Origin of the sequence: Streptomyces sp. NPDC050121, assembly GCF_044460385.1 — a bacterium.
Taxonomy (GTDB): Bacteria; Actinomycetota; Actinomycetes; order Streptomycetales; family Streptomycetaceae; genus Streptomyces; species Streptomyces soliscabiei.
Map to the genome: position 1 here is coordinate 20,019 of NZ_JBITJV010000014.1, position 17,395 is coordinate 37,413.

The window sequence follows — 17,395 nt, forward strand, 5'->3', positions numbered from 1 at the left end:
ATCGCGCGGAAAGCAGTGCAGTGGATATGACGGAAGCCGCCCCTCCGCCCGAGGATCTCGTGCGTGCCGTTCGAGCGGTCGGCGTCAGTGACGAGCGCCTGCTCCAGGCCATACGAGCGACGCCCCGAGCGGCATTCGTCCCCACCGGCCACCAAACGCACGCCTACCACGACGTGCCCATTCCGATCGGGCACGCACAGGTGACCACGCAGCCCTCGCTCTCGGCCATGATGATCGAGGGCCTCGACCTGGACGGAGACGAGCACGTCCTCGAAATCGGTACCGGCCTCGGCTTCCAGACCGCCCTGCTCGCCCGGTTGGCCGCCGATGTCGTGACCATCGAGATGTGGCCGGACATCGCCCGGCAGGCAAGGCACAACCTCGCTCGTCAAGGCATTCGGAATGTTGACCTGCGTGTCGGGGACGGCAGCGGCGGCGTGCCGGACCGTGCTCCGTACGACGCGATCATCGTGTCCGCCGCGTTCCCGGAGGTGCCGACGCCGCTGACCGAGCAACTGCGCCTCGGCGGCCGCCTCGTACAGCCCATCGGGCCGGGCGGCCGAGAACGGGTCGTGTCCTTCCTGCGCACCGCGACGGGGCTCGAGCGCCGGCGGACACTCACGCCCGCGCGTTTCGTCCGGCTGCGAGGACAGTACGGCTTCCCCTCCTGAGCCCTGCCGACCACGTCGGACCGCCCGCATTTCCGGTGATCCGCGCACCACGAGGAGGGCCATGGTCAGCACGCCGCAGCTGGGGTCGCGCCTACGCCGACGCGACATCGGCAAGCGCGGCCGCTACGGCGGCGGCGTGCCGGTGCCGGCTGAGCCCAGACCAACGTCTCGCGCCTGAGTACGGCGTACGGCGTCCGGGCTGACGGGTGGCTATTGGTCCGCGACGCGTATCAGTGCGAGCGTAGTGAACGTTTTCGCATCCCGATTCGGCCCTGCCCGCGACGTCGAGCGCTGGTGCCGCTGCAGTCGGCTGCCGTCCGCCATAGCATGGACTGCTCGTCTCCCGCGACTGTCTTCCCCGATCCGACCCGTCCCGAACCGGCTTCGGCACCCTCTGCGGGAGTACGTCGTGAAGCCGCTCGTCGCCGCGCTGGTGAGGGCGCGCGCCCTCCGCTGCGGGTGTCGCAACTTCGGGTGTCTGACCACGTGGACGGATGTCCGAACGGCAGTGCATCGGGCTGAGAGAGGAACGGAAGCATGAGCACGTCGCAAGCGCGGGGGGCGGTTGTCGTCGGGGTGGATGCCGCGCCGGGCGCCAGGCTGGCTCTGGCCTGGGCGGCGGACGAGGCGGCGCTTCGGCGTCTGCCGCTGCATGTAGTGCTCGCCGTCGACGCGCCCGGGCTGGAGGGCGGCTCTGTCGAGCTGCCCTCGTTGTGGGCGTCGTGGGGCCCGGCGGTCCGTACCGTCTACGCGTCGGTGCTGGAGGAGGCGCGGGACTTCGCCGTTGGACGGCATCCGGGGCTCACCCTGGTCGCCGAGCTCGCCGATGGCCCTGCGGCGGACGTCTTGCGGGCCCGGGCACCGGGCAGCGCCATGGTGGTGATCGGCTCGCGGCACCACGGCATCGTGCGGGATCTACTGAGCCGCGAATCGGTGGGGCAGCCGCTGGTCACGCACGCACCGTGCCCGGTCGTCGTGGTGCGCGAGCCGGAGCCCGTGAGGCAGGCTCCGCCCCATGTCGTGGTGGGTGTGGACGGTTCGGCCCTGTCGGCGGAGGCGGTGCGGTTCGCCTTCGAGGAGGCTGCCTTCCGCGAGGCCCGTCTGATCGCGGTCTCGGCCTGGCAGCCGCTCCACCTCCGCGACTTGGCTTTGGAGGATGCGGAGGACGAGGTGCGGCGGGTACTGGCGGAGTCCACGGCAGGCTGGCAGGAGAAGTACCCCCAGGTCGACCTCCGCCACGCGGTGGTCCGCGGCCACCCGGTACGGGTGCTCAGCGACGCGGCCCAGTGGGCGGTGCTGCTGGTGGCGGGCAGCCGCGGGCTGGGCGGGTTCTCCGGACTGCTGCTCGGCTCGGTCAGCCAGGGCCTCATGCACCATGCACCCTGCCCGGTCGTCATCGTGCCGCACCCTGCCGGGGGCAAGGCCGCCTGAGCACACCGCGATGCCAAAGCTGTCGGTGCCTCGCGCACGTCAGCCCTCCGGGCAGACCGGACAGGGGAGAGTGATCGCCTCCTGATGCCCTGAGCCTGCACTCCATCCTCCCGCACGCGGGTCGCCCCACCCCGTCTCCGAGGCAACCCGCGCGAGCGCGTCTCGCAGCGGTGCGCATCCGTTCTCCGGGGGGTGAGGATGGAGGTACGGGGCGCACACGTTGCCCGCCGTGTTCCTCCGGGACGAGGAGGTCGGATCGTGTACTTCATCGATCGTCGTGATGGCGGCCGGCAGCTGGCTCGTCGGCTGGAGCATCTCAAGGGCGCTGAGGTGGTGGTGCTGGGCCTGCCCCGCGGAGGGGTTCCGGTCGCCGCAGAGGTTGCCGAAGCCCTGGGCGCGACGCTGGATGTGTGCCTGGTGCGGAAGCTGGGCGTGCCGTTCCAGCCGGAGCTGGGGATGGGGGCGATCGGCGAGGGTGGGGTGCGTGTGATCAACGACGAGGTGGTGCGCATCGCGCATGTCACCCCCGAGGAGCTGGCCGAGGTCGAGGCCCGTGAGCGGGAGGTGCTTCAGAGCCGTGCCCGGCGCTACCGGGTCGGGCGGGAACCGGTCGGGCTCCAGGGCCGCACGGTGGTGGTGGTCGACGACGGGGTGGCCACGGGGTCGACGGCGCGCGCGGCGTGCCGGATCGCCCGTGCCCGGGGAGCGGCACGGATCGTGCTGGCGGTCCCCGTGGCCCCGCACGACTGGACCGCCCGGCTGGGCGGGGACGCCGACGAACTGGTGTGCCCGCATACTCCACGGGAGTTCTTCGCGATCGGCCAGTTCTACGCCGACTTCTCGCAGACCGACGACGATGAGGTCGTCGCCTGTCTGGAAGAGGCGGCCGCCCACTCGGTGAGCACCCGCCGGACCGAGCCGCGTCACACCGTGCCCGAGGATCGGGAGGTGGACGTGCAGGCCGGTGCGGTGGTGCTGCGTGGGCAGTTGACGGTGCCCGAGGGCGCGGCCGGGGTGGTGCTGTTCGCGCACGGCAGCGGCAGCAGCCGGCACAGCCCGCGCAACCGGTTCGTCGCCGCCGGGCTGAACCGGGCAGGGCTGGGCACCCTGCTGTTCGATCTGCTCACCGAGGAGGAGGAGATCGACCGGGCCAACGTGTTCGACACCGGCCTGCTGGCCCGGCGCCTGGCGGACGCCACCGGCTGGCTGCGCGGGCAGCCCGAGACCGAAGGGCTCGCGGTCGGGTACTTCGGCGCCAGCACCGGCGCGGCCGCCGCGTTGTGGGCGGCCGGCGAGCCGGGGGCGCGGATCGCCGCGGTCGTCTCCCGGGGTGGGCGGCCCGACCTGGCCGGGCCACGGCTGCCAGCGGTGACGGCGCCCACGCTGCTGATCGTCGGGGGCCACGACGAGCTGGTCCTTGAACTCAACCGCGACGCACAGGCCCGGCTGCGTTGCGAGAACCGGCTCGCGGTGGTCCCTGGCGCCACCCACCTCTTCGAGGAACCCGGCGCTCTGGAGAAGGTGACCGATCTGGCCCGTGACTGGTTCACCGACCACATGGCCCCGGTTCCGCATGCGGCGGCCTGAGGCTGGACCCGTGGTCCGGTCGCAGACGGGTGCTCAGGTGCGTCGCCGGTCCGAGCCGGTGGAGCCGGGTGACTCCTCCGATCTGCTGGGCCAGTACCTGAACCAGATCGGTGCCACTCCTTTGCTCAGCGCCGCGGAGGAGGTGGACTTGGCCAAACGTATCGAGGCCGGGGTGTATGCCGACCATCTGCTGCGCGAGGTCGAGGCCGACGGGCGGGAACTGCCCGCCGACAGGCGCCGTGACCTTCAGGCGGTGGCCCGCGACGGTCAGCATGCCAAGGACCATATGATCCGCGCCAACCTGCGGCTGGTCGTTGCGATCGCCAGGAAGCGCTACGGCCGTTGTGGCCTGCCGTTCCTGGACGTTCTCCAGGAGGGGAACCTGGGGCTGATCAGGGCGGTGGAGAAGTTCGACTTCGCCAAGGGGTACAAGTTCTCCACCTATGCGACGTGGTGGATCCGGCAGGCGATCGAGCGGGGCCTGGCCCGCCACGCCAGGACGGTACGGCTGCCACTCCATGTGGTGGAGGAGCTCGGCAAGCTCGGCCGGGTGGAGCGCCGGCTGCAACTGGCGCTGGGCCGCGAGCCGACCGTGGAAGAGGTGGCGGCCGAGAGTGGCTTTGCCGGTGAGAAGGTGACCCGGCTGCGCCAGGTGGGCCGGGAGGCGATCAGCCTCGATACCCCGGTGGGCGAGGAGGGCGAGACTGTCGTCGGTGACCTGATCGCGGACACCGAGGTGCTGCAGGCGCCGGAGGTCGTGGAGTACCGCGCCCTGGCCGAGCAGCTGAAGGCGACGATGGACGCGTTGCCGGCGGAGGAGGCGCTGGTCCTCACCCTGCGGTACGGCTTCCACAACGGCCGGCCGCGGACCGTGCAGCAGACCGCCGACCAGGTCGGCCTGACGCCGGCGCGGGTGCGCCGACTGGAGAAGCAGGCCCTGGCACAGTTGCGTGCCCCGGAGCGTCACAGGCCGCTGGCCGAGTGGGCTGCCTGACAGGGATGCGGCGGGACGCCCGAGACACGCAAGGCGCGTGAACGTCCAGGGCATGGGGCTGCCGCAGGGCGCCCCGAGAGGTCAAGACGAAGTCGTGTGAGAGGTGTGGAGTACGCCCTGATGAGCGCCCTGTTGGAGATCGACGGAGCTGCCTGTTCCGGGTCGGCATGATCGTGCGCCAGGCGGTTGCCTACGCGGCCGTGACGGGCACCCCGGTTCATCTGCGTCAGGTCCGGGCGCGCCGACCGAATCCGGGACTGCGACGTCAGCACCTCTGCGCGGTCGAGGCGGTCCGCACGCTGGTCGGCGACGGGGGTCCCCCCGCTCGAGCGAAGTCGAGAGTGGGGGAGCTCGAGGGGGCGTCGCTGGGCTCGCAAGAGTTCACATTCCGCCCTGGTGGCGAGGCGCCGCGAGGGCGGTACGCGTTCGATGTGGGCTCGGCCGCATCTCCGCGGTGATCCCGCTGGCTTACAGATCTGGTCGGCTCCTCTGCGACCGGCGTGGACGAGGCGCTGCTCCGGAGGGTGTTCCGGACGCGGCTGGGCTACCCGCAGCGGGCCGGGCCGGTGATCCCGCCTTCCAGGCGGACTTGGATCATTCTTGGCAAGTCGCCGCAGCCTCTCGCTGGTCTTTCGGGCTATCGGCCCTGGCCCGGTTCACAGCGTCCGACCGCAGCCCGGTGGGCTCGACTTTCTCCGCGCCAAGGCGCCCACGCCGGTCCTGCGAGGGCAAGGGATGCTCTGCACCGCGAGACTTTTCAGCCCCCCGGGCGCTGAAAAATCTCCCCAAAACCTATTGACTCGGGACGTATATGGTGCAGGCTAGTCACTAGACCACAACACCGAAAGAGCCATAAAGTCGATGAGGACGTCTAGTCGGCGGAGTGACTTGGACAGGATGTGGTTCAGGCCCCCGGCAAGCCGGCGCGACACCGAGGCAGCAGTGACGACTGAGGCTTCAGGACACGCGCAGCACTACCGGGGACTGTTTTTTGCCCTGGGAGCCTTCGCGCGGGCCTGACTGGCGTGGGCGCCGTCACCGCCGGCAGCGGGGCCCAGCCAGGTCGGGCCGCCCACCCCGGGAGACGACCGCGGCGATCCGCGCCTTTGGCTCGGCGGCCGCCCACAACGCGGCGGCCGCGCCGGTGCTCGCGCCGAAGTATCCGACGGCCAGTCTGCTCCAGCCGGACGGCCAGCCGTCGGCCGGCATCACGACGATCCGCGAAGAACACGATCCGACCTCCTCATTCCGGAGGAACACGGCGGGCAGCGCGATGCCCAGAGCCTCCATCCTCGCCCTTGCGGCGAACGGATGCGCACCGCTGCGGGATGCGCTCTCGCCTTACCTCGGATACGGGGGTGGGACGACCCGCCCCGACTGCGGCGGACGAGGAAGGGGCGCCCGCCGCGACGTGGTCACGGTACGCATCCCGCCCGGGATCGAGGGGGACATCGCACTGCGCATCCCGGGACGCGGCCTGCCCGGCCCCGCCCTGGACGACGTCCCCGGAGACGCCTACGTGGTCGTCCACACCGCCGCCGATCCCCGCTTCTCCCGCAGCGGCGCCGACCTGTGGCGGCGTGAAGTAGTCACCGTGCCCGACGCCGTGCTCGGGATCACCCGGACCATTCCCACGCTCGACGCGCAGCCGGAGGCCAGGCCGGTTGCAGCGGCTCTCTCCTGCACCTGTCACGCTCGGCCAAGACCGGGGCACGCGCGAGCTACTCAGCCGCCAGCGCCTTCACCGGGCCCTTCATGGATGTCTGTGGCAGCGGCTTGTCTTCGTGTTCGTGGTGGGCGCCATCACGAGAACCTTCAAGGACGGTACGAGGCTCGGTGAGTTGCGGGCTACGGGTTCTGCGTGTGCGGGACGGTGATGACCGGGCAGCGTGCGTGGTGCAGTACGCCCTGACTGACGGAGCCCAGCAGCATGCCGGTGAAGCCGCCGTGCCCGCGTGTGCCCACGACCAGGCCGAGGGCGTGTTCGGACGCCTTGGTCAGGACCTGTACCGGGTGGCCCTGCACGACCTCATGGTGCAGGGCCACCTCCGGATGGGCGGCGGTACGCCCGGCAACGGTCTCCGACAGCAGCCGGCGGCACTCCTGGACGGCCGCCTCCTCGTCCAGGACACCGAGCAGCGGCGGGTGCCACACATACAGGGCCCGCAGGACCGCGCCGCGCAGGGCGGCCGCCTCGAAAGCGAAGTCGACGGCGGCTGCGGAGTGTGGGCTGCCGTCGACCCCGACCACGAAGTATGGCGGCTGCTGGGTGATGTGCTCCGCCTCGGGTACGACCACCACGGGGCAGGGGGCGTGGGCGATGAGCGGCAGGGCGACGGCGGCGGAGGTGAACAGCTCGTGGAGAGCACTCAGGTGCCAGGAACCGATCACGACCATGGTGGCGTGCTGCGCCTGCTCACGCAGCACCCACGCGGGATGTCCCTCCGCCAGCAGCCCGGACACCCGCACCCGCGGATGCCGGGACTCGACGAAGGCCACCGCCTCCTCCAGCACGCGATCCCCCATCGCGTGCAGGGCCTCGTTCCGCTCTTCCCAGGACGGCCGACCGCCGGTCGGCCGGTACCCGGGGGTCGGTACGTTCTGTGCGAGGACCAGCAGCAGGGGCAGGCGCCGACGGTCCGCCTCGTCGGCGGCCCAGGCGAGCGCCGTGCGTTTTCCAGGATCGGGGTCGACGCCGGCCACGATCGATTTACGTCCTTGTGCATGCGTCATTGCGGACTCCCGGTGGTTTCTTCGACCGGTACGCGGCCCCGATAGCGGCCGGCGCAGGTGTGGCCACCGCGGTCGACTCCGTCTCTTCCGGCGCTACGGGGCGTCTACAGGCCCTGGGAGAGCAGGAGTTCGTGGGCGAATCGTGCGCCGGGTGCCGCTTCCTCGGGCGGAACGTCCTCGGAGGGTATGTTCTCCAGGCCACGGGCGAGTACCCGTACGGCCTCGGCCAGGGTCGCGACCTGTGCCTCCAGTCGGCTCAGCCGGGCTTCCGGTCCGAGCGTGGCGTTGGGTTCGCCTGGTTGGTTCTGAGCCATGTCGTGCTTCCTTTCGAGGCGGTGACGGGCCGGGCCGTTGCTCGGAGGGGACGATGGCGGCCGGTCATCCACGCGTGCTGACCTCTTCCGGTCGCGAAGAGGTGTCGCTCGATGCCGGGTGCTCCTCGTCGCTCAGCCCGTGCATGCGCAGGTGTGGGGTGTGCTGCGGGTGGAAGCCGAGTACCTGGCTGTAGAAGGAGAGTTCCGCCTCCAGAGCATGAGTGATCCAAGCGATATCTCCGACGGTCAGTGAAGAACGCCACGTCCCGTAAGGAGCCTGATCAGCCATGGGCAAGCACCACCGCTCCGGTCGGCCCCGGCAGCGCGTGCCCTGCCGGTCACTGCTCATAGCCAGTAAACAACGGCTTACCGATGCCCGCAGCGAACAGGACCTTGGGCGTATCGCCGGGCCTGCCGGGTGGCGCGACCGCAGGACGGCGGTGCCCTGACCGCTTAGCCTGGGATCACGCACGAGGGCCTGGCGCTGGGATGGGGCGACCTGGGATCGCCGTGAGCGGGCTGCGATGCCCGTGATCCTGGCGGGCTCTGGCGGGGCGAGGAGGCGTTGATGAGCGCGGGTGTTGTGGCGGGTACGGCTCATCGAGCACTTGCCGAGGCTGTCGCGGCGGCGCTGGGCACTGCGCCGGTGTCCTGCGAGCTGGAGCGGTTCCCGGATGGTGAACTGCGGCCCGATGTCGGCCAGGTGCGAGGCGAGGACGTGTATGTCGTTCAGCCCACGGGGCCTGCGGTGAACGAGCACCTGATCGAGTTGCTCCTGCTGCTCGATGCCTGCCACCGAGGTGGTGCCGACCGACTCACCGCCGTCGTGCCGTACTTCGGCTATGCCCGGCAGGACCGCCGCACACGGGCAGGCCAGCCGGAGTCGGGCACGCGTGTGCAGGCCGAGGAACTGGTCGGTGATGTCGCAGGCCGGCCCACGGTCATCGTGGACGACATGATCAGTACGGGAGCGACGGTGGAAGCGGCGGTGCGCGTCCTGCTCTCCTGCGGGGCCGCTCCGGACATCACCGTTGCCGCGACCCACGGCCTCCTGGCGGGAGACGCCCGGGACCGGCTCGCACAGCTCCCGCTCCGCCGCGTGCTCGTCACCGACACGCTCGCCACAGGGCAGACGCAGGCGCTGCCGCTCCAGGTACGGTCCGTGGCCCCGCTGCTCGCCGACGCCATCAACCGCCTGCACAACAGCGAGCCCCTGGACGCTCTGCTGATGCGCTCCTGAATCTGCAGCAGAACGCCGCAGTTCCCGCGGACAGGCAGGAGCACCCTTGGTCGGCCACCGATCACTCGAGCGAAGGGATGCCCGCCTCCGGCGCCGTCACGAGGCATGCCCGTGGACTACTCCGACACCGGATTTCGAGGGACAGGCCCGCCAGAGCCGCGCCGGAGAACTCGCCAAACACCTGCGAGTGCACGATGCCCAGCCGGGCGCGGGCGAGCACGCACACCGGCAGCTCGTTCACCATGGGCATGTGGAGTGGTGTTGTCTGATCGGGCGGTTGACGCTGTCGGCACGTACCGAGGCCGTGGAGCCCGAGAGCCTGATCAGGCCGTCGGCTGGAGGAGGAGGGCGCGGATGTCGTGCGGGATTTGTTCCAGTGCCGCCTCCAGGTGTCCGGGCGAGACGTGCTCACGTACGACGGCGGTGACCGCGGGAGCGATCCGGGGCACTTCCTCGGCGGTGACCTTCGCTTCCTGGACGAAGCGGTTGACGTAGCCCTCGCGGTCGTACTTGACCGGTACGACGCTGGGGTCCCAGCCGTCGTAGTAGGCGCCCCGCAGCAGATCGGGAAGTTGGGCGGCGAAGTGGGCGGCCACGTCGACGGTGAGCCGGTCGCGGAACGTGTGCAGCCAGGTGCGCAGGACCCGGTGGGCGAGGTGGCGGTCCTCGGTTTCCAGGGCCTCCGACACCGCTTTCAGCCAGATGTTCGCGGTGTGGATGGCGTGTTCGAAGTCGTGTGGGTGTGTCGGGGGCACAGGTTTTCCCCTTTCCGATCCGTCCGTGGCACCCGTGCGCTAGCGGGACTGCCGCGCCTTCGCGCGGGTGGTGTGTCAGCTCTGAGAACGGACAGCTCATGCAGAAGTGGTGAGGGCGCGGGCGGCACTGGCCCGAAGGCGTGCCACAGGCGCAGCACAAGGGTGCACGTGGTGGCTTCTCAGGCCCTGACCTATCGGCTCCATGCTAGGGCGGACGGAAGAGGTTGGCAGCCGCACCACTCCACGACATCGCCGGGGCCGCATGCTGAGGCCGTCGGGTCCGTCGCGGCAAGGTGCGCCGCCGGAGGAGCCGCCCGAGCATGGTCTTGTGCCTGTCCGTACGGCCGGGCGATCACGCGATGCCTCGGGCACGGGACCCGAATCACGCGGTGGGGTCGCCCTGCGGTGCAGGGAGGGAGAGCCGTGGGCCGCTATGCGCGTGTCGTGGTCAAGATCAGTGGGGAGGCGTTCGCCGGGTCGGCCGGGGCGGGGACCGATCCGGCCTGCCTGGCTGGGCTGGCGGACGAGGTCGCCGCGGTGCATGACCTGGGTGTGCAGACCGCGGTGGTCGTCGGAGGAGGCAACCTCTTCCGGGGGCGGCTGGCCGGGAGCTGGGGGATCGGACGGGCCGAGGCGTCTGACATCGGCATGCTCGGCACGGTGATGAACGCCCTGATGCTGCGGGGTGCGCTGACCGCCCGCGGGGAACCGGACGTGCGGGTGATGACGGCCGTCCCGATGCAGAGCATCGCCGAGCCGTTCGTCCGGCTGCGCGCGGACCGGCACCTGCGGCGCGGCCGGATCGTGCTGCTGGCCGGGGGCACCGGTCAGCCGTATGTCACCGCCGACTACGCCGCGGTGCAGAGGTCCCTGGAGCTGTCGGCCGATGCGCTGCTGGTCGCCAAGCGTGGCGTCGACGGCGTGTACGACAGCGATCCGAAGACGCATCCGGACGCGAAGCGGTACGTGCATCTCACCTACCGGGAGGCGTTGGAACGGAGGGTGAGGGTGATGGACACATCTGCCTTTGTCCTGGCCGAGGAGCAGGGGCTGCTCATGCATGTCTTCGATGTCGCGGCGGCGGGTGCCATGGCGGCGATCTGCGAAGGGCGCGACATCGGCACGCGCATAACACCCGATTGACATGCGGCAGCACTCGTTCGGTTCGTTCGGCATCGGCGCGTGGGCGCCGCCGCATCGCCCGCGTTTGCCGATGTCGTCCCGGCGTGGGCGGAGCCCCGGTCGGCGGGTACGGTGGCGCGGGTTCAGCGGCGTGCGAGGCGGCGGTGGGTGATGCGTGCGGTGCGGGCGCGCTGCTTCGGCTCCCAGACGGCTGGTCTTGTCGGCCTCGTAGTCGGCGAAGTTGCCCTCGTACCAGAACCAGTCGGCGCCCCCTTCCCTTCCCAGGCCAGGATGTGGGTGGCGGTGCGGTCCAGGAACCAGCGGTCGTGAGCGGTGACCATGACGCAACCGGGGAAGTCGAGCAGCGCGTTCTCCAGCGAGGCCAGGCTCTCCACGTCGAGGTCATTGGTCGGCTCGTCGAGCAGGAGCAGGTTTCCGCCCTGCTTGAGGGTCAGGGCGAGGTTGAGCCGGCTCTGCTCGCCGCCCGACAGCACGCCGACCGGCTTTTGCTGGTCGGGTCCTTTGAAGCCGAACGTCACCACGTAGGCGCGCGAGGGAATATCGCCGTCCGTGACGCGGATGTGGTCCAGCCCGTCCGACACCGTCTCCCACACAGTCCGGTCCGGACGCAGGCCCGCGCGCGCCTGGTCGACGTACGCGATCCGCACACTCTCGCCGACGCGCAGCCGGCCGGCGTCGGGCTGCTCCTGTCCGACGATCACCGGAACAGGGTCGTCTTGCCGACGCCGTTGGGGCCGAGGATCCCGACGATGCCGCCGCGCGGCAGCGTGAACGACAGGTTCTCGACGGGGACTGCCGCCAGCCCCGGCCTGCCGCCTGCCTGGTGTGAGATTCGCTCCGTCGACGAAGAGTGCGAGCTGATGCCCGGAGCCTCAGCGGGGCCTTGCGGCCTTGGCTTGGCTTGTGGTGTGGGCTCGTCGGCAACCATCACCGGGCGACCGTATGACGGCTGCGCGCCGGGGCTGTCCGTGTCCTCCAGGCGAAATTCCGCCTGGAGGACGTCAGGACGGTGACTCATCGCCCGATTCGCCAGGTGGGGTGGGGGCGCGCAGCATGGGAATTGACCCGATTGCCGTCGCTTCGCGGAGGTGAACCGCGATGACTCTGCCCGTACACCACCGGCACGGCCGACTCCTGGAACGACCCTTCCCCGCCCTGGGCTGGGGTGAGCCGATCAGCGCCGAGTTCGACGACCTCTTCGAGCGGATGAACCGCTTCCTGGAGGCCGCCGCCGGCACCGCGCCCGCCGCCATGGCCTTCTCGCCCCTGGCCGAACTGCGCGAGACGGACGACGCCTACGTGGTCGAGACCGAACTGCCCGGGGTCAAGCGCGAGGACATCGACGTCGAGATCAGCGAGCGGGAACTGTGCATCGCCGCAGAGTACAAGGAACACGCACGCGAGGGCGTCCTGCGGCGCAGTACCCGGCGCACGGGCCGCTGCGAGTACCGGGCCCTGCTGCCCGCCGACGTCAAGGCCGAGGAGATCACCGCGACGCTGACCGACGGAGTGCTGACCGTCACCGTCCCCAAGACCCAGGCGGCCAAGCCCAAGCACATCGAGATCACCCAAGCCTGAAGCCGCCCCACCGGCGCGGCGGTGTCCCTGGGTGGTGTCCGGTGCCCGGGACTCGCAGCCGGCCTCCGTGATCGTCAGCAACGCGGTGGTCGGCGGCCTCGCCGTCGTCTTCGCCGTCACCACAGGGGTTTTGGGGCTGCGGGCCAAGCGTCGGACCTGACGTCCGTTCGTCTGTTGTCCGTTGGTGGGGCCGAGTCGGTCTGCTCGGCCCCACCACAGTCGTCGCGCCCGAACCCACCCCCACTGCGGCAGCCCGGCACCGACATGCTCGGTCAGCACCGGCGTGGTCTCGGCCCTGCACCGCGACATCGAGGTGAGCAGCGACGACCTGCCCGAGAGCCTGTCCGGTCAGGACCGGTCCGCGCAGCCCCGGCATGCCATCAAGGACGCGATTCAGGGGCGGCGGCTTCGGCCGTCCCTCAGCCCTTGAGCACACCCAGCGGTACGAGGCGGGCGACCAGACGGCCCAGGTTGTCGTGCTCGGCTGCGGCGACGACGGCGTCGACGTCCTTGTACGCCTCCGGGGCCTCCTCGGTGACGCTGCGCCAGGACGTCGGCCGCACCGCCACGCCCGCGCCGACCAGCTCCCTGCGCAGATGCTGGGCGGTGATCTCACGCAGGGCGCGGTGCCGGCTCCAGACGCGGCCCGCGCCGTGGCAGCAGGAGTCGAACGCCTCGTTGCCAGTGACGCCGGTCATCACGTAGGAGGCGGTGCCCATGGTGCCGGGCACGAACACCGGCTGGCCGTACAGGCGCAGGGCGTCCGGCAGGTCGGGGTGGCCCGGCGGCAGGGCCCGGGTGGCGCCCTTGCGGTGCACGCACAGTTGCCGGGCGGCGCCGTCTTCGGTGTGGCGTTCCAGTTTGGCGAGGTTGTGCGAGACGTCGTAGAGCAGGTCCAGGCCCGCGCCCGTGGCGTCGCGGAATGCGTTGCGGGCAGCGTCGGCCAGCAGCTGGCGGTTGGCGCGGGCGAAGTTCGCGGCCGCGGCCATGGCGCCCAGGTAGGCGTGGCCCTCGGGTGAGTCGACGGGCACGCAGGCCAGCTGCCGATCGGGCACCTCGATGCCGTAGCGGCGCATCACCGTGTCCATCGTGCGGACATGGTCGGTACAGATTTGGTGGCCCAGGCCGCGCGATCCGCAGTGGATCATGACGCACACCAGGCCGGGCCGCAGGCCGAACGCCCGCGCGCATGTCTCGTCGTAGACCGCGTCGACGGCCTGGACCTCCAGGAAGTGGTTGGCCGAGCCCAGGCTGCCGACCTGCCCGGCACCTCGGTCCAGCGCGCGTTCGCTGACCTGGGTGATGTCGGCGTTGTCCACGGCTCCGCCGTCCTCGCACCGTTCCAGGTCTCGCGGCACATCCCCGTGGCCCTGTTCGACCGCGTACCGGGCGCCGCCGCGCAGGATCTCGTGCAGCTGCGCCCGGCCCGCCAGGTGCCACAGGCCGCCGCGCCCGAGCCCGCGCGGGATCAGCCCGTCCAGCCGGTCCATCAGCACGGGCAGCTTCAGCGCCAGGGCGTCACGGTCCACGTGCGCGGTGAGCAGGCGCACCCCGCAGGAGATGTCGAAGCCCACCCCGCCCGGCGAGATGACCCCTCTGCGGGCGACGTCGGTGGCGGCCACGCCGCCGATCGGGAAGCCGTAGCCCCAGTGGATGTCGGGCATGGCGTAGGAGGCGCGGACGATGCCCGGGAGCGTGGCCACATTGGCGACCTGCTGCAGGGCCTGGTCGCCGGGCTCGTCCGGCAGCAGCTCGCGCGGGGCGAAGACGACGCCCGGGACCCGCATGGCACCGGTCCGCTGAATCCGGAACCGCCAAGGTCCGTCCGCCACCAGTTCGATGTCCATCCCGGTGTCACCTCCTCGACCGAGGCGTCCCGGCACCGGACGCCGGGACGGGCGTCACACATCCAGCGTCACCCGGCAGGCCCATCCGTGCGACCCCCGGGCCAGCTCCAGCCCGTGCAGCGCGACCGCCTTGGGCACGGCCCCGGTCTGCGTCACCGCCCGACTGTCGACCATCGTGAAACACACGCGCACCCCGCGCGGCGCCGGTGTGACGGTGACGTCGGCGGGCAGTTCGCCCGCGGCGTCCATGCGGTAGATGACCTCCTCGAGCACGGCGGCGACGATGCGTCCGTCGTCCTCGGCGGTCACCACGCACTCCCGGGCGGCACCAGAAGCGGCCGCCGACAGGTCGGCGAAGCTGCCGACCATGCCCCGCACCGCCTCGGCGATGCACTCCTCCCGCGTCGGCGCCCACGCCTCGAGGCGCAGGTCGCCGGTGTGCGGCAGGCTCCGATGACCGCGCGGGGACGGCCTGGGCTCGGCACCGGTCACCAGGGGTACCTCCCAAGCGTGGTCGGTTGCGCGGACACGTCCGTTGTAGCGGCATTCCCTCCGAGGCGCGCGCCGGAGACAGGGCACGACAAGCGGCGCTCTTGGGTGCGGTGCCCAGGGGTGTCAGTGGTCGGCGGTGCGAATGACGACCACGGGGCAGGTGGCGTGGTGGACCCAGTGCTGGCTGACCGAGCCGAGGAGCATCCCGGCGAAGGCGCCGTGCCCGTGGCTGCCGACGACCAGGAGGTCGGCGTCGCGGGCCGCCTCGATCAGCGTCGGCTCGGGGCGGCCCGCCACGATCTGCGGGGTGCCCCGGATGCCGGGGCACTCACCCAGGACCTCCGCCACGGTCCGCTGCAGGTCCTGGCGGGCCTGCCCCTCGAAGTCGGCGTCGGATCAGCCCACGGGCATGCCGTAGGTGGCCGGCAGCCGCCAGGCGTGCACCGGATGCAGCTCCGCGCCCGTCAGCTTCGCCTGGCCGGCGTGTCGAGGGTTTTCAACTTCGCGGTGGTGCAGGGCCGGGCCGACGTCGAGGGCGTCCGACTGCCCTGCGCGGGCTCGGGGGTTCTGGGCGGCCTGGCACCGGGACCCTCTCGTCAGCCGCGCCGTGGCTCGCGTACCACGGCGATCTCTCCCGGTGCCAGCGTCACCGAACCCGGCGCCGCCTTGCCGGTGAGAAGTTCGACCGCGTCCTCGGCGACGGGTACCGCCGCGCCGTGGCCCCCGTGGTCGATGAGGAACAGGTAGTCCGCGGACGGGGATCGGCGGCGCACCACCTCGACGCCCTCAGGCGCCGTGCGGACCGGTTCCACTCCGGCCTCGGTGTACACCGTGGTGAGGAGGGATGCGAGGGTGGCCGGGTCCGGGTGCGTGGCCAGGTACCAGGCCGTGCCCTCGCCGTACGCGTTCCGGGTCGCGGCGGGTATGCCCGCCATCACCCCGTCGGTGTACGTCGTCACCGCCTCCGCTCCCGCCAGGCGCAGGCGTTCCGACCACAGTGTGCCCGTACCGCCCCCGCTGAGTCCGATCGTCTCACTGGGCTGGAGCGGGAAGTACTCGTCCGAACTGACGCCCAGCACCTCGCGGAACGCTCCGGGGTAACCCCCCAGCCGGACATGGCAGTTCTGGTCGACGGCTCCGCTGTGGAAGCCGACCGCGAGCGTGCCGCCCCGCTCCGTGAAACCCGCCAGGTTCGCCGCGCCCTCGTCGTCGACCAGGTACAGGCCCGGAACCAGGATCAGACGGTACGGCGACAGGTCCGCGTCCGGGCGTACGAAGTCCACGGCGACGCTCGCCCGCCACAGAGGCTCGTACCAGGAGCGCACCAGGTCCACATAGCGCAGTTCGCTGTTGGGCTGGGCGGGGAACTCCAGGGCCCAACGGGCGTTCCAGTCCCAGGCGATGGCGACCTCGGCCGGGCCCGTACTTCCGCGCACCTCGGCCAGCGCCCCGAGGTCGGTGCCCAGCCGGACCACGTCCCGCCAGATCTGGCTGTCGGTACCCGCGTGCGGAACCATCGCCGAGTGCCACTGTTCGGCGCCGGCCTTCGACGCCCGCCACTGGAAGAAGGCGATGCCGTCCGCGCCGTGGGCCACGTGTGCGAGGGCGTTGCGTCGCAACTCCCCGGGCCGTTTTGGTCGGTTGACAGTGTGCCAGTTCAGCGCGCCGGTGGAGTGCTCCATCAGGAACCAGGGGCCGCCCGCCAGCGACCGCATCAGATCGCTGCTCAGCGCGATCTCGATCTCCGGCTCGGGGTCGGTGGACATCGTGTAGTGGTCGTTCGCCACCACGTCCAGCTCAGGGGCCCAGCGCCAGTAGTCCAGCGCGTCGGTGATCGCCATGAAGTTGGTGGTGACGGGAGTGGCGGGCGTCGCCTCCCGCACCACGTCACGCTCCGCCTTGTAGAGCGACAGTAGTTCGTCCGAGCTGAAGCGGCGCCAGTCCAGGAGATGGGACGGGTTGGGGCCGGCGCCGCTCGCCCGCGGGGGCAGGATCTCGTCCCAGTCGTAGTACCACTGGCCCCAGAAGGTGGTGCCCCAGGCGTCGTTCAGCGCCGCCAGGTCATCGGCATACTTCGTACGCAGCCAGGCCCGGAACGCCGCCGCGCTGGTGTCGCAGTAGCAGGCGCTGTTGTGGCAGCCGTACTCGTTGTGGATGTGCCACATCGCCAGCGCCGGGTGGTCGGCGTACCGCGCGGCGAGCGCGCCCGTGATGCGCAGGGCGGCCTCGCGGTAGGCGGGGCTCGACGGGCAGAACGTCTGGCGGCTGCCGTACGACAGCCGGCGGCCGTCCTTGTCGACCGGCAGCGCCTCCGGGTGGGCGCGGTAGAGCCATGCCGGGGGTGCCGCGGTCGGCGTGGCGAGGTCGGCGGCGATGCCGTTCTCGTGCAGCAGCCCGAGGATCCGGTCCAGCAGGGAGAAGTCGTACGTGCCCTCCGAGGGCTCCAGCAGGGCCCAGGAGAAGATGCCGACGCTGACGAAGTTGACGCCGGCCTCGCGCATGAGGCGCATGTCCTCGGCCCACACATCCTCGGGCCACTGTTCGGGGTTGTAGTCGGCGCCATAGGCGATGCCGGGGACGGAGAGGACGGGGTGCGTGGTCACTGTGCGG

Annotated in this window: 20 protein-coding genes and 2 pseudogenes; 11 read left to right on the plus strand and 11 right to left on the minus strand. The window is 71.1% G+C overall.

All coding sequences use genetic code 11. The annotated features are described in order from the left end of the window. The first annotated feature begins 59 nt into the window (after nt 1-59). The 5 genes from ACIBTS_RS22020 to ACIBTS_RS22040 all read left to right on the plus strand — a co-directional run bounded on the left by ACIBTS_RS22020 (nt 60) and on the right by ACIBTS_RS22040 (nt 5,141). Nucleotides 60-671: a protein-L-isoaspartate(D-aspartate) O-methyltransferase gene (locus ACIBTS_RS22020; RefSeq protein WP_399321444.1), complete on the plus strand. Its 612-nt coding sequence runs from the start codon at nt 60-62 to the stop codon at nt 669-671. 537 nt (nt 672-1,208) lie between these two features. Continuing rightward, nucleotides 1,209-2,102, plus strand: coding sequence for a universal stress protein (locus ACIBTS_RS22025; RefSeq protein WP_399321446.1), 894 nt, complete (start codon nt 1,209-1,211; stop codon nt 2,100-2,102). Between the two features lie 258 nt (nt 2,103-2,360). After that, on the plus strand, nt 2,361-3,689 hold the full coding sequence (locus ACIBTS_RS22030; RefSeq protein WP_399321447.1) for a phosphoribosyltransferase family protein: 1,329 nt from the start codon (nt 2,361-2,363) through the stop codon (nt 3,687-3,689). Further along, entirely contained in the window at nt 3,676-4,683 is a 1,008-nt protein-coding gene (locus ACIBTS_RS22035; RefSeq protein WP_399321448.1) for a sigma-70 family RNA polymerase sigma factor, read from the plus strand. Before ACIBTS_RS22030 ends, ACIBTS_RS22035 begins: the two co-directional genes overlap by 14 nt. Nucleotides 4,684-4,850: 167 nt before the next feature. After that, nucleotides 4,851-5,141 (plus strand): RNA 3'-terminal phosphate cyclase, encoded by a 291-nt coding sequence (locus tag ACIBTS_RS22040; protein WP_399321450.1) that lies wholly within the window; start codon nt 4,851-4,853, stop codon nt 5,139-5,141. Between the two features lie 566 nt (nt 5,142-5,707). Here ACIBTS_RS22040 and ACIBTS_RS22045 read toward each other — a convergent pair. Then, nucleotides 5,708-5,856, minus strand: a pseudogene (locus tag ACIBTS_RS22045) (phosphoribosyltransferase); the annotation flags it as partial. 100 nt (nt 5,857-5,956) lie between these two features. Here ACIBTS_RS22045 and ACIBTS_RS22050 point away from each other — a divergent pair. Then, nucleotides 5,957-6,523, plus strand: coding sequence for a DnaJ C-terminal domain-containing protein (locus tag ACIBTS_RS22050; RefSeq protein WP_399321452.1), 567 nt, complete (start codon nt 5,957-5,959; stop codon nt 6,521-6,523). An 8-nt stretch (nt 6,524-6,531) separates the two neighbouring features. On the opposite strand, the gene ACIBTS_RS22055 is transcribed toward ACIBTS_RS22050, so the two are convergent. The 3 genes from ACIBTS_RS22055 to ACIBTS_RS22065 all read right to left on the minus strand — a co-directional run bounded on the left by ACIBTS_RS22055 (nt 6,532) and on the right by ACIBTS_RS22065 (nt 8,019). Further along, nucleotides 6,532-7,416: a universal stress protein gene (locus tag ACIBTS_RS22055; RefSeq protein WP_399321454.1), complete on the minus strand. Its 885-nt coding sequence runs from the start codon at nt 7,414-7,416 to the stop codon at nt 6,532-6,534. A gap of 104 nt (nt 7,417-7,520) precedes the next feature. Continuing rightward, nucleotides 7,521-7,730 (minus strand): hypothetical protein, encoded by a 210-nt coding sequence (locus ACIBTS_RS22060; RefSeq protein WP_399321456.1) that lies wholly within the window; start codon nt 7,728-7,730, stop codon nt 7,521-7,523. A gap of 64 nt (nt 7,731-7,794) precedes the next feature. Beyond that, nucleotides 7,795-8,019 carry a hypothetical protein gene (locus ACIBTS_RS22065; RefSeq protein ID WP_399321457.1) on the minus strand — a complete coding sequence of 75 codons (225 nt, stop codon included), beginning with the start codon at nt 8,017-8,019 and terminating at the stop codon, nt 7,795-7,797. A gap of 279 nt (nt 8,020-8,298) precedes the next feature. Between ACIBTS_RS22065 and ACIBTS_RS22070 the strand changes: the two genes are divergently transcribed. Continuing rightward, nucleotides 8,299-8,970, plus strand: a complete 672-nt coding sequence (locus ACIBTS_RS22070) for a ribose-phosphate pyrophosphokinase-like domain-containing protein (RefSeq protein WP_399321458.1) — start codon at nt 8,299-8,301, stop codon at nt 8,968-8,970. Between the two features lie 61 nt (nt 8,971-9,031). On the opposite strand, the gene ACIBTS_RS22075 is transcribed toward ACIBTS_RS22070, so the two are convergent. Both ACIBTS_RS22075 and ACIBTS_RS22080 read right to left on the minus strand, forming a co-directional pair. Continuing rightward, nucleotides 9,032-9,220: a hypothetical protein gene (locus ACIBTS_RS22075; RefSeq protein ID WP_399321460.1), complete on the minus strand. Its 189-nt coding sequence runs from the start codon at nt 9,218-9,220 to the stop codon at nt 9,032-9,034. A gap of 73 nt (nt 9,221-9,293) precedes the next feature. After that, nucleotides 9,294-9,725 carry a DUF2267 domain-containing protein gene (locus tag ACIBTS_RS22080; RefSeq protein ID WP_399321462.1) on the minus strand — a complete coding sequence of 144 codons (432 nt, stop codon included), beginning with the start codon at nt 9,723-9,725 and terminating at the stop codon, nt 9,294-9,296. A 423-nt stretch (nt 9,726-10,148) separates the two neighbouring features. On the opposite strand from ACIBTS_RS22080, the gene pyrH reads away from it, so the two are divergent. Beyond that, nucleotides 10,149-10,868 carry a UMP kinase gene (pyrH, locus tag ACIBTS_RS22085; RefSeq protein WP_399321463.1) on the plus strand — a complete coding sequence of 240 codons (720 nt, stop codon included), beginning with the start codon at nt 10,149-10,151 and terminating at the stop codon, nt 10,866-10,868. Between the two features lie 156 nt (nt 10,869-11,024). On the opposite strand, the pseudogene ACIBTS_RS22090 reads toward pyrH, so the two are convergent. After that, nucleotides 11,025-11,661 (minus strand): annotated as a pseudogene (locus ACIBTS_RS22090) (ATP-binding cassette domain-containing protein); the annotation flags it as partial. A 305-nt stretch (nt 11,662-11,966) separates the two neighbouring features. On the opposite strand from ACIBTS_RS22090, the gene ACIBTS_RS22095 reads away from it, so the two are divergent. From ACIBTS_RS22095 to ACIBTS_RS22105, 3 genes are all read left to right on the plus strand, one after another. Continuing rightward, on the plus strand, nt 11,967-12,446 hold the full coding sequence (locus ACIBTS_RS22095) for an Hsp20/alpha crystallin family protein (RefSeq protein WP_399321465.1): 480 nt from the start codon (nt 11,967-11,969) through the stop codon (nt 12,444-12,446). 31 nt (nt 12,447-12,477) lie between these two features. Beyond that, a complete protein-coding gene (locus tag ACIBTS_RS22100; protein ID WP_399321467.1) occupies nt 12,478-12,606 on the plus strand; it encodes a hypothetical protein in 129 nt (42 codons plus the stop codon). A gap of 123 nt (nt 12,607-12,729) precedes the next feature. Next, a complete protein-coding gene (locus ACIBTS_RS22105) occupies nt 12,730-12,876 on the plus strand; it encodes a hypothetical protein (protein WP_399321469.1) in 147 nt (48 codons plus the stop codon). Here ACIBTS_RS22105 and ACIBTS_RS22110 read toward each other — a convergent pair. From ACIBTS_RS22110 to ACIBTS_RS22125, 4 genes are all read right to left on the minus strand, one after another. Beyond that, nucleotides 12,866-14,293 (minus strand): RtcB family protein, encoded by a 1,428-nt coding sequence (locus ACIBTS_RS22110; protein WP_399321470.1) that lies wholly within the window; start codon nt 14,291-14,293, stop codon nt 12,866-12,868. The genes ACIBTS_RS22105 and ACIBTS_RS22110 overlap by 11 nt on opposite strands. A 54-nt stretch (nt 14,294-14,347) precedes the next feature. Further along, complete coding sequence (locus ACIBTS_RS22115; protein ID WP_399321472.1) at nt 14,348-14,785, minus strand: archease; 438 nt, start codon at nt 14,783-14,785, stop codon at nt 14,348-14,350. Between the two features lie 123 nt (nt 14,786-14,908). Continuing rightward, a complete protein-coding gene (locus tag ACIBTS_RS22120) occupies nt 14,909-15,133 on the minus strand; it encodes a universal stress protein (protein ID WP_399321473.1) in 225 nt (74 codons plus the stop codon). A gap of 248 nt (nt 15,134-15,381) precedes the next feature. Beyond that, nucleotides 15,382-17,388, minus strand: a complete 2,007-nt coding sequence (locus ACIBTS_RS22125) for a beta-galactosidase (RefSeq protein WP_399321475.1) — start codon at nt 17,386-17,388, stop codon at nt 15,382-15,384. Between the last annotated feature and the right edge of the window lie 7 nt (nt 17,389-17,395).